General features: G+C 54.5%; 15 protein-coding genes. 11 read left to right on the top strand and 4 right to left on the bottom strand.

Features of this window, described 5'->3' with window-relative positions; all coding sequences use genetic code 11:
* Positions 1-49: 49 nt before the first annotated feature.
* Positions 50-691: a type II secretion system protein N gene (locus FFI95_RS07560; protein ID WP_144821815.1), complete on the bottom strand. Its 642-nt coding sequence runs from the start codon at positions 689-691 to the stop codon at positions 50-52.
* Between the two features lie 143 nt (positions 692-834).
* On the opposite strand from FFI95_RS07560, the gene gspE reads away from it, so the two are divergent.
* The 11 genes from gspE to gorA are packed head-to-tail and all read left to right on the top strand — an operon-like array spanning position 835 to position 10651.
* The gene (gspE, locus tag FFI95_RS07555; protein WP_144821814.1) at positions 835-2343 is read left to right on the top strand and encodes a type II secretion system ATPase GspE; all 1509 of its coding nucleotides are present in this window, start codon (positions 835-837) and stop codon (positions 2341-2343) included.
* Between the two features lie 3 nt (positions 2344-2346).
* Complete coding sequence (gene gspF, locus FFI95_RS07550; protein WP_144821813.1) at positions 2347-3558, top strand: type II secretion system inner membrane protein GspF; 1212 nt, start codon at positions 2347-2349, stop codon at positions 3556-3558.
* A gap of 55 nt (positions 3559-3613) precedes the next feature.
* Positions 3614-4066: a type II secretion system major pseudopilin GspG gene (gene gspG, locus FFI95_RS07545; RefSeq protein ID WP_144821812.1), complete on the top strand. Its 453-nt coding sequence runs from the start codon at positions 3614-3616 to the stop codon at positions 4064-4066.
* Positions 4067-4069: 3 nt separating this feature from the next.
* The gene (gene gspH / locus FFI95_RS07540; RefSeq protein ID WP_144821811.1) at positions 4070-4609 is read left to right on the top strand and encodes a type II secretion system minor pseudopilin GspH; all 540 of its coding nucleotides are present in this window, start codon (positions 4070-4072) and stop codon (positions 4607-4609) included.
* A 23-nt stretch (positions 4610-4632) separates the two neighbouring features.
* Positions 4633-5007, top strand: coding sequence for a type II secretion system minor pseudopilin GspI (gspI, locus tag FFI95_RS07535; RefSeq protein WP_144822428.1), 375 nt, complete (start codon positions 4633-4635; stop codon positions 5005-5007).
* A gap of 2 nt (positions 5008-5009) precedes the next feature.
* Entirely contained in the window at positions 5010-5732 is a 723-nt protein-coding gene (gspJ, locus tag FFI95_RS07530) for a type II secretion system minor pseudopilin GspJ (protein ID WP_144821810.1), read from the top strand.
* Positions 5732-6715 (top strand): type II secretion system minor pseudopilin GspK, encoded by a 984-nt coding sequence (gene gspK / locus FFI95_RS07525; protein WP_186311977.1) that lies wholly within the window; start codon positions 5732-5734, stop codon positions 6713-6715. Before gspJ ends, gspK begins: the two co-directional genes overlap by 1 nt.
* Positions 6716-6717: 2 nt before the next feature.
* Positions 6718-8022: a type II secretion system protein GspL gene (gene gspL / locus FFI95_RS07520; protein ID WP_144821809.1), complete on the top strand. Its 1305-nt coding sequence runs from the start codon at positions 6718-6720 to the stop codon at positions 8020-8022.
* A gap of 4 nt (positions 8023-8026) precedes the next feature.
* Positions 8027-8557: a type II secretion system protein GspM gene (gene gspM, locus FFI95_RS07515; protein ID WP_144821808.1), complete on the top strand. Its 531-nt coding sequence runs from the start codon at positions 8027-8029 to the stop codon at positions 8555-8557.
* A gap of 55 nt (positions 8558-8612) precedes the next feature.
* Complete coding sequence (locus tag FFI95_RS07510) at positions 8613-9254, top strand: GNAT family N-acetyltransferase (protein ID WP_144821807.1); 642 nt, start codon at positions 8613-8615, stop codon at positions 9252-9254.
* Positions 9255-9289: 35 nt separating this feature from the next.
* Positions 9290-10651, top strand: a complete 1362-nt coding sequence (gene gorA, locus FFI95_RS07505; protein WP_144821806.1) for a glutathione-disulfide reductase — start codon at positions 9290-9292, stop codon at positions 10649-10651.
* 33 nt (positions 10652-10684) lie between these two features.
* On the opposite strand, the gene FFI95_RS07500 is transcribed toward gorA, so the two are convergent.
* The 3 genes from FFI95_RS07500 to FFI95_RS07490 are packed head-to-tail and all read right to left on the bottom strand — an operon-like array spanning position 10685 to position 15323.
* Complete coding sequence (locus FFI95_RS07500; protein ID WP_144821805.1) at positions 10685-12211, bottom strand: sensor histidine kinase; 1527 nt, start codon at positions 12209-12211, stop codon at positions 10685-10687.
* Positions 12208-13143 carry a type 1 periplasmic-binding domain-containing protein gene (locus FFI95_RS07495; RefSeq protein ID WP_246069449.1) on the bottom strand — a complete coding sequence of 312 codons (936 nt, stop codon included), beginning with the start codon at positions 13141-13143 and terminating at the stop codon, positions 12208-12210. Before FFI95_RS07495 ends, FFI95_RS07500 begins: the two co-directional genes overlap by 4 nt.
* A gap of 35 nt (positions 13144-13178) precedes the next feature.
* The gene (locus tag FFI95_RS07490) at positions 13179-15323 is read right to left on the bottom strand and encodes a TonB-dependent receptor plug domain-containing protein (protein WP_144821804.1); all 2145 of its coding nucleotides are present in this window, start codon (positions 15321-15323) and stop codon (positions 13179-13181) included.
* Between the last annotated feature and the right edge of the window lie 31 nt (positions 15324-15354).

The following is a 15354-nucleotide window of genomic DNA, read 5'->3' as shown; positions in this document are numbered from 1 at the left end:
TATGTCTCATGGCGCCATTCGCAGTGTCATTTGCCGCCATGAGACATGGCTAGCCGTTGGTGCGTAACCGGTTGCGGAGTTGTTCCAGGCGTTTGCGGATTTCTTCGCGGCGCTGTTGCTGGTTTCCATTATCCCGTTGGGTGCTCCCGGCAGATTTCCGGGCATTCCGTTCAGGTTTTGGCGCTCTGCTTGCGCGGGAGGATAGAGCCGTGGAGGCATAGTCATCCGGTTCCGGGAAAAACAGGTTTTCCAGCTTTCCGGAGCGATCAAGAATAATACGATTGGGTTGTACGGAATGCAGTGTGGCATTACCGGGCAGTTCATCGCCTACCAGGAAAACGTCTGTATTGTTTTTGCCATCTTCCACCAGCGCACTGCCCGGAAAATCACCGTCTGCGGCTAGTACGCCCCTGAGAACGAGCTTGAGGTTGGTTTCTGGCAGGTTTTCAGTGTTTTCTTCCGTTTCGGTTTCATTGGCATCAGCGGCGCCAAAAAAGTCCAGAGAGGCAAGAGGTATGGCAGGAGCACCGGGCTTTTCTGCCAGTGTCCGGGGACCATCGTGGGGCGCGCGGACCGTCTGGCGATTTTCATTTTGCCAGAAGCTGTAACCCTGCCAGGTGACGGCACCCACCATGGCGCTCCCGACTATAAATGCCAGAATAACAGGGACCTTTGGATTTATTGAAAGCATTAACGGTCTCGAGTGCTGCAAGGAAAGGTTCACAGGTTAGCAGAATCGGATCTTTTATTGGGAGTATAGTGTGGAGGTTATTCAGCAGACAGGCCTCCTGTGATAGCCTTCCCGCGTAAATCTGAACAAGAACGAGGATAACCTTGGCCACTGATACCGACCAACATTCGCAGGATGCTCCCCTGGGCCGCCTTCCTTTCACATTTGCTAAGCGCAACGGTGTCATACTGACCCGTTCTGAAGAAGGCACTCCGGTTATCCTGGTCCGGTCTGACGCGCCACATTCGGCCCTGGCAGAAGCCAACCGCATCAGCGGTGGCAGGGCGCAGTTTACCCGGATTGAAGCAGAAGACTTCGATCAGGCGTTAAACTCCGCCTATCAGAACGATTCCGCCGAAGCCATGCAGATGGTTGAAGGCATTGGTGATGATATGGATCTGGCTTCCCTGGCAGAGTCAGTCCCAGAAACCGAAGACCTTCTGGAGCAGGAAGACGATGCACCGATTATTCGTCTGATCAATGCGATTCTCACAGAAGCTGTTAAAACCAGCGCCTCCGATGTGCATATCGAAACTTACGAGAAACGCCTGGTTGTACGTTTTCGTGTGGATGGTGTACTGCGTGAAGTGGTGCAGCCCAAGCGGGCGCTGGCGCCATTGCTGGTGTCGCGGATCAAGGTTATGGCCAAGCTGGATATTGCCGAGAAGCGGGTGCCGCAGGACGGCAGGATTGCCCTCAGGGTAGCGGGGCGCGAAGTTGATATCCGGGTATCGACCATGCCGTCGTCCAGTGGTGAGAGAGTGGTGTTACGGTTGCTGGACAAGCAGGCCGGAGCCATACGTCTGGAATCACTGGGCATGGCACCGGACGATCTCAGCATTCTTCGCAAGCTGATTTACCGGCCTTATGGCATATTGCTGGTTACCGGGCCAACCGGCTCTGGTAAGTCCACCACTCTGTACGCTTCGTTACAGGAAATAAACGACCGCACCCGTAACATTCTCACGGTCGAAGACCCGATTGAGTACAACCTGCCGGGCATTGGCCAGACACAGGTAAACCCGAAAGTAGAAATGACGTTTGCGCGCGGGTTGCGGGCCATTCTGCGCCAGGATCCGGATGTTGTCATGATTGGTGAAATCCGCGATCTTGAGACGGCAGAAATTGCGGTACAAGCCAGCCTTACCGGTCACCTTGTGTTATCCACTCTGCACACCAACACCGCTGTCGGGGCCATTACCCGTCTGATGGATATGGGGATCGAACCCTTCCTGATTTCGTCAAGCCTGGTAGGGATTGTTGCCCAGCGACTCGTGCGGGTGTTGTGCAAGGAATGCTGTGAACCCTATACACCCTCAGAAGAGCACTGCGAATTTCTGCAGCAGGATATTGCAGACCCACCCACGATCTACCGTGCCAAAGGGTGCGAGCACTGTAACCATCTTGGCTATCGCGGCCGGATAGGCATCTATGAGGTAGTTGAAGTAACCGAGGAGCTGGGCGCTTTGATTCACAAACGGGCAGGGGAGCTTGACCTGGAAAAAGAAGCGCGGCTCAAGGGGCCAAGTATACACGCAGACGGTGTGCGCAAGATTCTTGAAGGGGTTACCACCGTGGAAGAGGTGCTCCGGGTAACGCACCGGGGCCAGTAAGCCATGCCTGCATACGAGTACAAAGCGCTGGATGCCAGGGGCAAACAAAAGCAGGGTGTGGTGGAAGCGGATGCGCCCCGGGCCGTTCGGCAGCAGCTTCGCGAAAAAAGGCTGACACCTCTGGCCGTTGAGCCTGCAACTCAAAAACGGACAGCTACCAACCCATTGAGCCGTGGTGGTTCCCTGGCCGCTGCGGACCTGGCACTGGTAACCCGTCAGCTCGCAACGCTGATCCAGTCGGGTATCCCTATTGAGCAGGCCCTGTCAGCCACAGCCCAGCAAACGGTGAAACCCCGCATCCGCAGCATGCTGATCGCTATCCGCGCAAAGGTCATGGAAGGGTATACCCTGGCAGACAGCCTGGGTGAGTTTCCCAGAGCCTTTCCCCGCCTGTACCGCTCCACAGTTGCCGCCGGGGAGCATGCCGGACACCTGGATCTGGTGCTTAATCGCCTGGCGGACTACACCGAAAGCCGGCAAGAGGCGCGGCAGAAAATCCAGCTTGCAGCGATTTATCCGATTATTCTCAGCTTTGTGGCGATTGCCATTGTTGTCTTCTTGCTGACTTATGTCGTACCGGACATCATTGAGGTGTTTGTTAAGCAGGGGCAGGAGTTGCCTGGGCTGACGGTTGCCATGCTGGCGGTGTCGGAATTCCTGTCCGGCTATGGTATTTATCTTTTAATCCTGATTGTTGCAGGCGTTCTGGCGTTCCGCTTTGCCCTGACCAAGCCTCCTGTACGGCTGCGCTTCCATAAGCGTCTGCTGCACTTACCCCTGTTGTCCGGGATGGTGAGAGGCGTAAACACGGCCCGCTACGCCAGTACACTGAGTATACTGACAACCAGTGGTGTTCCCCTGGTCGAGGCCATGAAGATTGCCGGCGAGGTGCTTTCCAACGACTACCTGCGCCAGGAGCTCAGGGATGCGGCACGCAAGGTCAGTGAGGGCGGCTCTCTGCACCGGGCCCTGGATCAGTCAGGGTATTTTCCGCCGATGATGCTGCATATGATTGCCAGTGGAGAGGCCAGCGGCGAACTGGACAATATGCTGGAGCGCACGGCGACCATGCAGGAGAATACCCTGCAGTCGAAAATCGCTGCCATTGTCGGGCTTTTTGAGCCCTTGATGCTCCTCGTTATGGGCGTGGTCGTACTGATTATTGTGATGGCTATCATGCTTCCCATACTGAACATGAGTAACCTTGTCGGTTAACCTCTCTACCCGGATACCCGTAAGCCAACGTTCAAAGCCAATGATGAGTAATACAATGACGATGAAATCTATGAAAACACTGCAGTCCACCCGGGGCTTTACCCTGATCGAAATTATGGTGGTCATGGTGATCCTTGGCCTGCTGGTGGCCGTAGTGGCGCCAAACATTATGGGCCGGAGCGACCAGGCGAAGGTTACTGTGGCAGAAACTCAGCTCACAAATATTACCAAGGCGCTGGACCTTTATCGGCTGGATAACAGCCACTACCCCTCGACTCAGCAAGGTCTGGAAGCTCTGGTATCCCGTCCAAGTGGCACTCCCGAGCCCAGGAACTGGAATCCGGATGGCTACATGAAAAGCATACCTGAAGACCCCTGGGGAAATGATTTCCAGTATGTAAGCCCGGGCATCGAGGGTCCTTATGATCTTTACTCCTACGGCTCCGATGGTCAGGAAGGCGGCGATGGAGATGCAGCAGACATCAGCGCCCGGAACGTCGGCAACTGATTGATGGTGCACCCCGGACCGAACCTGAATAACAGGGGATTTACGCTGATTGAGATACTGGTTGTCCTGGTTCTTGTGGGGCTGCTGGCCTCTCTGGCGGTGTTCACAATGGGTGGAAACAGCCAGCAGCGAGCGCTGAAGAACCAGGTGCGGGAGCTGTATCTGTTGATGCAGACTGCGTCGGATCAGGCGGTGCTGAACAACCTGGAACTGGGGCTTGTGCTTGAGGAAACCGGATACAGATTTGTTGCTTATGCGAATGAAACCGGCAAATGGACAGCCTCAGGAGAGCGAATATTCCAGGCCCGGGAGTTTCCGGAATGGTTGGTTGCTACCCGGTTTATTGAAAGTGAGGCCCCCCGACTGGCCACCGCAGAGGACGAATTAAAACCGGATGTGGTGTTTTTCTCCAGTGGTGAAACCACCCCGTTTGAGCTGGAGTTTACAGTTGGCAGCGAGACGGACTATACCCATGTTCTCGCTGCGGACGGTGTGTCCGCCATTGAATGGCGTCGCCCCGGCGACGATGGAGGGGGCTGGTGAGGTTACCTGACTCCGCCAGACCTGTGGGGTCGTCCAGAGGTTTCACCCTGATTGAGGTGATGATTGCGTTACTGGTGTTTGGCCTGATTGCCACGGCGGCGGCGGAGGTGGGCAGCCAGTATATTTCCAGCTATGAACGGGTTCGCGACAAAACCCTTGCCGCCTGGATTGCTGACAATCGTATAGCCGAAATACGACTGCAGAAAAAACTGCCCGCCATCTCTGAGAACGCGAAAGATGCCGACTATGGCCCCTACCGCTGGCAGGTAACCACAAAAGTGCTTGCGACGGCTGAATCGAAAATGCGACGTGTGGAGGTGGAGGTTGCCCGCTACCGTGAAGGTCGCACGAAACCTTACCCGGTGCATACGCTTTCTGCGTTTGTAGGAGGAAGCTGAGCATGCCGGTTAGCCAGCGGGGTTTTACGCTTCTTGAGGTTCTGGTTGCTATAACCATCACTGCGGTTATCGGACTCGGCGTGTGGCAGGTTTTAAGTGGCGTGATTATGTCCCGCGACCGGGTTGATGAACTTGCGGAACAATTTGAAGGCCTGCAACGTACCATGTTGCTTCTGGAGCGGGATATTACCCAGATCGTAAACCGGCCGGCCCGGGATATATACGGGGATTTTCAGCCGGCGCTGACCAGCCGCGAGACGGACTTTTCCCTGATGCTCACACGCCAGGGCTGGCGCAACCCTCTGGGTATCCGGCGCAGCCGTTTGCAAAGGGTGGCCTGGGAGTACACAGGCAGCGAATTACGGCGCCGTTACTGGCCGGTTCTGGATCAGGGCCAGGAAGAAAATAGTCGCGACGTACTACTGCTTGAAGGGGTAACTGCTTTTGACGTGCGTTTTTTAAACGAGCAGAACGATTGGGCCGCCGAGTGGCCAACTGAGAATGCCATGACCTCCCTGAGCCCCGGCAAACGACCCGATATTGTGTTACCGCAAGGAATAGAAATTACTTTGGAACATGAACGGTTCGGCGATCTGGTGCGCACATTTGTGTTTCCTGACTTCGATCCGGGCGATGCCCAACGTCTGGTTAACCAGACAAATGAGGCTCGTCGCAGTGCTGCTGAAGATGCTGACGAGGATGCAGCAGAGCAGGGAGGTGAATAATGCATAAGCAGCAGGGTGTTGCCCTGATCATGGTGCTGCTGGCCATGACACTGATCGTTATGCTGGCCTCGGGGATGACACAACAGCAGAATATAAGAGTGTTCAAGGCCGGGCACTATCTGGCACAACAGCAGGGGCAGAGCATAGCTCTGGGTGCCGAAGCCTTTGCCCGCCTGATCCTGCTCCAGGATTTTGAAAAAGACAAAGAAGATAATCTGATGGTAGACAGCCCGGACGAGTTCTGGGCCATGAATGCCGCTATCCTGCCGCTGGAAGACAATGGGGTGGCTGAAGTACAAATCGACGATCTGGGTGGCCGGATTAACCTGAACGACCTGGTGACTGGCAGTGGTCAGGTCGATCCGGTGACCAAAGACCGCGTAAAGCGTTTGTTGATTGCGCTCGGGATCACCGGCCTCTCGGTGGATGCACTGGTGGACTGGATAGATGCTGACGACCAGACCATCAGTGCCTATGGCGCGGAAGACGGGCAGTACCTGATGGCGGACCCTGGATTCCGTGCGGCAAATCAACCGTTTGTGAGTGTCTCGGAATTGCGGCTGATTGAAGGTATGACCGAAGAAATATATACCGCTTTGCGGCCACATGTCACCGCACTGCCGGTGAGTGGGCTGGGCATCAATGTGAATACGGCCACAGCGGAAGTTCTGATGTCATTACATGATGAGCTGACTGCGGTGCAGGCTGCATCCATTATAGAGAACCGCGAGGAAGAGCGGTTTGAAAGCCTGCAGGATTTTCTGGCGCTGCCGGAATTTGCGGGGCTGGGTCTGAAACCTGTAGGTCTGGGACTGCAGACCCGTTTTTTTGAAGTTGTTTCACGGATTACCTACGATAATCGTGTTGTTAATATGGTGAGTAAGGTATTCCGGAATCAGGACGGTAATGTCCAAACGATACACAGAGATACCGGACAGAAAAACCGCATAACCAAAGAGCCTTACGCCATCTCGGAAGGATAGCCATGTCTTATCGCCTCTATGTGCGACCCCTGCCGCCTTACGCGGATTCGGAAGAAAACCGGGAAAACTGCCTTTTCAACTGGGTACTGTATGATGCCGGAGGCGATACTCAGGCTCAGGGAAACAATGATAGCCGGAGTACCGTGGAGCAGACACTCAGCCAGAACGGACTTGAGGATGTTTTGCTTACAGGCCTGATTCCGGGGGACGAAGCCGTATTCTGCCTGGCTGATATTCCAGCCAGACAAAGCCGGTTTATCAATCAGGCGTTGCCTTACGCCGTTGAAGAGCAGGTTGCCCAGGACATCGATGATGTGCATCTGGCGCTTGGCCAGCATAGCCAGGAAGGCTACCGGGTGGCTGCCGTTGACCGGAGCCGGATGGCGCACTGGTGGGCACTGTTCAATGGCTGGCAACACACCAGACTGGACGCCCTTTACCCGGACGCCGCATTGCTTCCGGTAACAGAGGGCGGTTGGACAATATGCCTGGACGGTGACTCGGCAATGATGATCAGCGACCGGGGTGAGTGGCTGAGCATGCAGTCTGCCAATCTTGAGATGTTTGCCCATACTCTGGCAACACCATCGTCGGAGGATGTGACAGCAGAGGTACCCGTAGTTATTTACGGCACAGAGGCCGGGCTGGAAGAACACCAGACCATACTGAGTCAGCTGATGGTCCCGGGTCGGCTTTCGGTTCGCCAGGAAGCACTGCAACTGATGCCTCTGGAACTGTTGGCTCACGCTCACCACCACCATCTTTGCCAACCGATCAACCTGTGTCAGCGAAGCTTTTCCGTCAACGGCGGAAAAGCCAGCCCACTGAAACCCTGGAAGCCGCTGATTGCAGTGGCAGCGGTATGGTTTGTGGTTCAGATTGCACTGGAGGCCGGTATGGGTTTTTACTACAAGCAACAGGCTGAAACGCTGAAACAAGAGGCAATGTCGGTATATCGCGGCGCTTTCCCGGAGGATCAGCGAACCCATGCGGGCAACGTAAGGCGCGTTATCGAAGGCCAGCTGCGGGTGGCAGGTACACAGGGGCCGGACGCAGATTTTGTTGCGCTGATGAAATATACCGGGCAGCAGTATGCGAAAGTGTCCAGCACGGGCTCGGTGAGATTTAACTCCATCAACTATAGTCAGTCCCGTGGAGAACTGGTTGTTGATGTGCGTGCACAGAACTACGACAGCCTGAGTGCGCTACGCAACGGCCTGACAGGCCAGGGACTGAATGCCAGAATTGGCTCTGTGGTTAACGAATCCAGCGGCGCTCGCGGGCGTCTGACAGTATCCGGAGGCTAAGCTGATGTTAACCAGACTGAAACAACAACCGGCGGCGGGTAAGCTGATCGCCCAGTACGACCAGCTACCGAGGCGTGACCAGCAAGCCCTGACTATACTGGCTATTGCTGTCTTTCTCGGTTTTCTCTATTTTGCAGTATGGAGACCGGTAACAGACTTTCACAATCGGGCCGAGACCAGCAAGCAAAGTGCTTCTGAACTTGTAGCCTGGATGCAGGCCAACAGGCCGGCTATCAGACGCCTGGCCAGCAATGGGGGCGGGCCGGCATCGGTCTCTGCTGAAGTGCCTGCCGATGGCCGTGAATTGATGGGGCTGGTCACCCGCTCGGCACGAGAGTCTGGCCTGACATTGCAGCGTTTTGAACCCAGTGGTGACAATGCCATCCGGGTATGGGTTGATTCTGCTGTTTATGCGGAAGTTGCGGCCTGGCTGGAGATGCTGAGCGATCAGCATGGTGTGACGATTGACCAGGCTGCTCTGGATCGTGCAAACAAGCCAGGCCGGGTATCGGCGCGGTTAACGCTGGCTATCTGACACTGAATTACCGGGCTCCGGGGTCGCTGCCCCGGACAATCGCAGGAGCGAAATCATGAGTAGCACTACAAACAACAAACCGGAACCGATCATTGTCCGGCTGGATGTCAGCGCCCTGAATGAAGTGAAGTCAATTCTCTATGATGCCTACCGGAATGAGCCCACCTTCCGATACCTTTTTAATCACCGTCAGCCCGGCTATGATCAGCGCGTGCGGGCTACCATCCGAGAGCTGGCCAGATTGTACTTTGATCTGGATCAGGAAGCGGTGGGTGTACTGGTTGATGATACACTGGTTGCAGTGGCACTTATCGGCGACCCGGATCTGCGGCTGAATCTGGCGAATCAGGCAGGCTGGCGCCTGCGTATGGTGCTGACGGCAGGTTTTGCTTCAACCCGCAGGTACCTGGAGTATCATCGGAGGCTGCGTGCCATGCTTCCACAGCCACTTGCCCACCAATTGCCCTTGATGGGGGTTAACCCGAAATATCAGAACCGGGGATATGGGCGGCTTTTGCTTAAAGCGGTTCAGCGTCTCTGTGCAGATAACCCACGGGGAGGCGGCCTGGTGCTGGATACTGGCAATAACCGCTATCTGCCATTTTATGAATCAGAAGGCTTTCGCAGCCTTGGAAAAATGCGTGTAGGGGATTCACTGGACCATATTCTTTACCGTGAGATGCATTCCAGCCCCTGACTAACACTAACATTGTAAAAGCAACAGGAGACTCTGTGTCTGACAGCCAGGATTTCGATCTGATCATTATTGGTGCCGGCTCCGGCGGTGTTCGCCTTGCGCGCACCTCAGCTGCGCGTGGTGCACGGGTAGCCGTTGTGGAGTCCCGCTACCTGGGCGGTACATGCGTCAACGTTGGCTGTGTACCCAAAAAGCTTTTTGTATACGGGGCCAGCGTCAATGACGAACTGGAGGATGCATCGGGTTATGGCTGGAACGTACCGGTGGACGATGTCAGTTTTGATTGGCCCACACTTGTTACCAATAAAACCGCAGAGATAGAACGACTTAACGGCATTTATGGCCGCATGCTCGAGAATGCCGGCGTAACCGTCATTGAAGGCACAGCATCCATCAAAGACCCGAATACGATTGTTGTGGGTGACAAGCAATACACTACCGCACACATTACAGTGGCCACAGGCAGCTGGCCTGTGGTGCCCGACATTCCTGGCAAAGACCTGGTTCTTACCTCTAATGAAATGTTCTATCTGCCACAGTTGCCCGAAAAGGCCATTGTGTGGGGTGGCGGGTATATTGCTGTGGAGTTTGCCGGCATTCTTGCAGGCTTGGGTGTCGACACCACGCTACTGTACCGGGGCGACCTGTTCCTGCGTGGATTTGATGATGATGTGCGCCGGTTTACAGAGCAGGAAATGCGCAAAAAAGGCGTGCACCTGGAGTTTGGTGTAACCATCGAGTCAGTACGCGAGGAAGGCGCTCACTATCAGGTTCAACTGAGCAACGGCGATGTAAGAGAAACCGGTCTTGTTATGGCTGCAACCGGCAGAAGGGCGCTGGTAGATGGTCTTGGCCTGACCGAACTGGGTATTGAACTTAGTGCCTCAGGGCATGTCGTTGTCGATGATTACTTCCAGACATCTGTTCCTTCAATAACCGCGTTGGGCGATGTGATTGGTACCCCGCAACTGACCCCGGTAGCGCTGGCGCAGGCTATGGTGCTGTCCCGCCGCCTGTTCGGTGATGGCAAGGGTGAAATGGATTATACCGCCATACCGACCGCCGTGTTCTGCCAGCCACCTATCGGAACCGTCGGGTTAACGGAAGAAGAAGCGCGGGAAGCTGGACACAGTCTGAAAATATACCGCACTGAATTCCGGCCAATGAAGTACACGCTGAGCGGCCGCGATGAGCGCTGCATGATGAAGCTTGTTGTTGATGAGCCAACAGACCGTGTACTCGGTGCACATATGGTAGGTCTGGATGCCGGTGAAATCACTCAGGGCTTGGCTGTGGCCATCAAGGCAGGTGCCACCAAGGCCCAGTTTGACGCGACTATGGGGATACATCCGACCTCAGCCGAGGAGTTTGTAACCATGAGGGAACCGGTTCGCTGAGAGATATGCGGCGCCCAGGGAAGGGCGCTGTCTTCAGACACTGTCTTTTTGCGATACGTGTTTCAGCGGTAGCTCGAAACAGAAAGATGCGCTCTTCCCGGGGCCGGTATCGACCTGAACACGCCCGCCCAGAAGCTCAACAAGGCGCTGTACAAGTGACAGCCCCATGCCGGAATTGTAAGTCCGGTGAGTTTCATCAGAGGCTGACTGCTCCTCGTTACTGACTACATCTGTAACCTGTTCGTGGGCAAGGCCACTTCCGGAATCACTGATAGCGCACCTGAGCCATAGACCGTTATCATCAACCCCAAGGCAGCCTACCTCAACGCTCACCATCTCGTTACTGGTAAATTTAATCGCATTATCAATCAGGAACGCAATAATCTGCCGGATCCGGGGACCATCACCAGAAACAAGCGGAACCTCTGGCCAGTCGCCATAAAACTGCAGCCTGAGAGTCAGTTTGTGCTTCTCGGCCACGTGACGATATGAGGCGACACAGTTGGTGATCAGTGTACGCAGATTGAAGGGCTGGTATTCTCTTATCAATCCATCACTGTCCAGGCTGGCGTAATCAAGAATATCGCTTATCACAGTGAGAAGGTCTTCCGTGGATTGACGGGCTGTTTGCAGGTGTTGCTGTTGTTCCTGGCTGAGTGGTTCCTGTTCTGTCTGGTCAATCATGGCCAGCACCCCGGTTAAGGGGATGCGCAGTTCCTGACTCATGGTGGCCAGAAAGTCCGACTTGGCGTTGCTGGCACTCTCGGCTTTATCCCGCGCCTGCTCCGAAACTGCCAGTGTCTGGTCTCTTGATGCTCTCAGGTTCTCAAGGTGCTGCGCCAGTTCGTTGAGTTGTTGTTCAATCGCAATGATCTCACGGGTGTTGCCTCGTTGATTGACCGTGTTGACCTGATAGTCGCCCTCGATCAGTCGACCGATACGCCCGGATACTGCCTTAATGGGGGAGAGGACCGGCTTCAGGGTGTACTTGATAACCACGATGGTGCATACCAGTAGGAAAAGGCCCATGGCCACGGACGACCAGAAGATTTCGTTACGTCGTTCATCAAGAACACTATTGCTCACACCAACCTGCACCATACCTACACGCAGTACCCCCAGGCCCATGCCTTGTTCGGGCTGAAACCACAGCGTTTTCTGGTTGTGATCCCCCAGCGTTACAGGCTTTTGGAGGATTTCCGCCTCATAGACCTGAAACCCGTCAGCCTTGGGAGCCGGAGTGGCACCACCGGCGGACGCCATTCCAACCTGCTCCCCGGCCACGTCAATAACGCGGATCCAGTTAGCCTTACTGGAGCGGACAGACCCGGAAAGTATGTCCTGCAGAGCGGAGGTATTGCCAGAGACGACGGTGTACTCAAGCGATGGGGCCAGGCTGTCCGCCAGTAACTGGTGAGTGTCTGAAAGATCCCGCTGGGCATCGTCAAGCCGTGCTGAGGTAAAAAAGCCCATAAGCGCAACGAACATTACGATAGAAGGTACGGCACCCAGGTATAAAAGCCGGCGTGACATCGACGGAGCTTTGTAACGCTTACTCATTGCCTGCTCTCCCCTGATTGCGTCAACCAGAGTTCTACGGTTTTCTGGATGTGTTCCCGGGTTGCGATAGGTATATTCAGTGAGCGCGCAACCTGTCGGTTAACTGAAACCCGGAACTCTGCTGGATAATCCGGCTCAGGGAATTGCCCGGTTTCATTAAAAACGTTCAGGTAGGTTGCAGCCATTCGGGCCATGGCAGGATAAGGTGCATAGCCTGAGGCGAGGGCTCCGGCTTTCACGTATGCCTGGCTCGGGCCGATAACAATGCGGTTCCGGCGATACGTGGTCAGCAAAACATGCTTTATGGTTTGTGGGTTGTAGGTACTGGTATCCGGTGCTGCCAATAGAAAATCGCCGTAACTTAACGCTCTGTTGAGTGCGGGAATAAGCTGCTGCGGCGTGTCTGCGACGAACAGCCGGGCCTCCAGGCTATATTCCGCAAGCTGATCAAGGAGCGCGCTGTAAAGATCGGCACTGGCAGTTGTTGAAACCAGTGCAATCCGCGTTGCCTGAGGCAGAATAGCTTTACCGATCAACGCCTGGTGCAGGAGTGGTACGTTATGGTAAACCCCGGAAACCCGGCCCGGGGAACGGTAAATGAACTCCTCCAGGAAGTCCTGATCCACCAGTAGAGCGAGTACAGGGGCGTTGCGGCTGATTTTCTGAATTCGTGAAAACGCTCCCGCTCCTATCGTGACAATAGGAATGTCTTCAGTAAGGCTTGCCTGTTTATCTTCAATGGGAATCAGGATGCTGCTGTTACCCAACTCTTGTTCCAGCAGTGTCTGTACATGTTGATCGAGAATAAGGTTACCAGAGCCAACGACGTACACAGGGGTGGGCTTACCGTCCTTCGCCAGGGCGGCGGGGTATCCGCCGGGCATGATTGCTGTGATAATCATGCAGATTATGAAAACGGTAATATTTTTCATACCATCCCGGGTCCGAAACCTTCCTTGATCAGAGTTCAGAAGCGAACGCCCGCTTCCAGAAAGAACTGGTTTTGGTCTTTAATGTTATTATCACGACTCATAAAAGGGTCGGTATCAAGATAATGCTGCAGGGTTGCGGCCAGTTCCACCGTGTACCGTGGCTGAAAAATACGTTTCGCCAGACGAAGATCCAGTCGCTCAAAGCGGGTATCTTTAAGCTGATCCACCCAGTAGTAAGCCGTTGATGCTTTCACACCCAAGGGCAGGTCCTTAATAACAACCAGACTGCCAGAGTGCCTTGCTGAGAGGCGTGCCAGAAGGTCCACTTTTTTCTGTTGATCCGCAGCTGAATCGACACCTGTGTACCAGCCTTCCTGGTCAAGATAGCCATAACTGGCTCTGACGGTGGTTCCCGGATATTCCAGGGCAGCTTCAACTTCAGCGCCTTGCTGATCCACGCCCACGTTGTTATCAATTGTCCAGCGATCAAAGCGGATAATGCCGCTGATCATATCCCTGAGTTCGTCTTTGAACGCCCGCACCTCCAGAGTGAACTGGCCGCGGCTCATGGGGAACTGGCCAAAATAACTGATTTCACGAGATGTTATGGTTTCTTTTTCAAGTGTTCTGTTAAGCGTGTGGTAAGTGCCGGGCGGCATGATGTCTTCGCTGTTCACCCTTAAGCCTTCATGTTTTTTGTACTGGGCCGGGCGTATATTACGCAGGGTGTAGCCGTAGTCCGGGTTTTGTTCAAATTCATCGGGCGTTCTGACTGCGCGGGAATAGACAAATCGTACGGCGTGGTTTCTGGTGAAAATAACATTGGCTGCAACGCGGGGGGAGAAGTATCCTTCATCTGTTGTTGTCGTTTGTTCCCAGTTACCACCGCCATTGAGCGTAAGCCAGTTAACAGGGGAGTATTCAATATTGCCGAATAACCGGGACTGGTAACTGTTATCCCGGCCATTAAAATAGGTCTCGGAGCGAAAGGTGTTTTCCCGATAGCCCAGTCCACTCACCAGTTTCAGGTCTTCGCTTATCAACAGTGTGTCCTGTAATTCGAACTCCAGCCGTGAGTCCTCATAGTCAGCATTCACGTCAATAATAACGGGTGCTCCACCACTGTTATTGCAGGCCTGTGGGTCTTCCAGACAATGAATCGCCGATTCCGGAACAGAAATGGGCCAGCGCTGTCTGCGATCGTAGTTTTTGAAGCTCACCTGCAGGTGAAAAAAATGGGTTTTTGACGGGGTAAAGTTCAGTTGTGTCTGCAGATAATAATCCCGGACATCAATGTCGGGGTTTTCAATGGCCGGGGGCTCACTGCTTTTGTATGGGTCCTCCTCATCTGTGCCATCCACAACACCTGCACGGATATCAGCATCAATTCCGGGTTTGATCCTCAGGTTGGAGTCATAATTAAAGGTGTTTATGTCGTGACCATTGTGGAAGGGAATCTCGCGGCCATCTTTAATCTGAAAGTCGAACCCATCAAACTGTCGCTTTTCATAAGCCAGGCGCCAATCATGGTGTTCGCTGGTATTGCCAACGGATCCAAAGGTACGCAGGTAACCCCTGGAGCCAGTGGCAACCCGAACCTCTGCACCTGCAGTATCTGCAGGGTGACGGGTAATAATATTGATGGTCCCCAGAAAAGCGTTGATCCCGTAAGCTGCCGAGTTAGGCCCCCGGCTGACTTCGATTCGTTCAATGGTTTCCAGAGGCACCGGCATGGTGTGCCAGTCCATGTCAGACAAGGTTGTACGATAGGCTGTGCGACCATCCACCAGCACCTGCATGCGGCGCTGCTCATAGTGTACCGTGCCGTGATAGGTCGTCACCGGTTTATTACTGCCAACATTTGCCACAACCATCCCCGGAACCAGACGAAATACTTCAACGAGGCTCATGACACCCAGATCCCGGATCATTTCGCCTTCAATAATGGTCGTTGTTCCGGGGACGCGGGTTTTCGACTGCCGGAGGCGGGCAGTGGTAAGTACTTCCGGTACGTCAGCAGTGGCGCCATACAATTCCACAGCTTCCTGGCCCGGGGCGGAAGCCGGCGTGGCGTCGGCTGCGGGGGTAAATATTACCCATACACATAAAACAGCGCTCAGAGCGGCGGTGCAGCAGGAGCGGACAACAGGCAGATTCACAGCAAAATTCGTAACTGGCATGGGTGTCGTTCTATAATCAACGCATAACGGT

Origin of the sequence: Marinobacter piscis (assembly GCF_007671655.1) — a bacterium.
Classification (GTDB): domain Bacteria; phylum Pseudomonadota; class Gammaproteobacteria; order Pseudomonadales; family Oleiphilaceae; genus Marinobacter; species Marinobacter piscensis.
The sequence above is the reverse complement of the archived record's forward strand: the minus strand, read 5'-3'. Positions and strand labels throughout refer to the sequence as shown.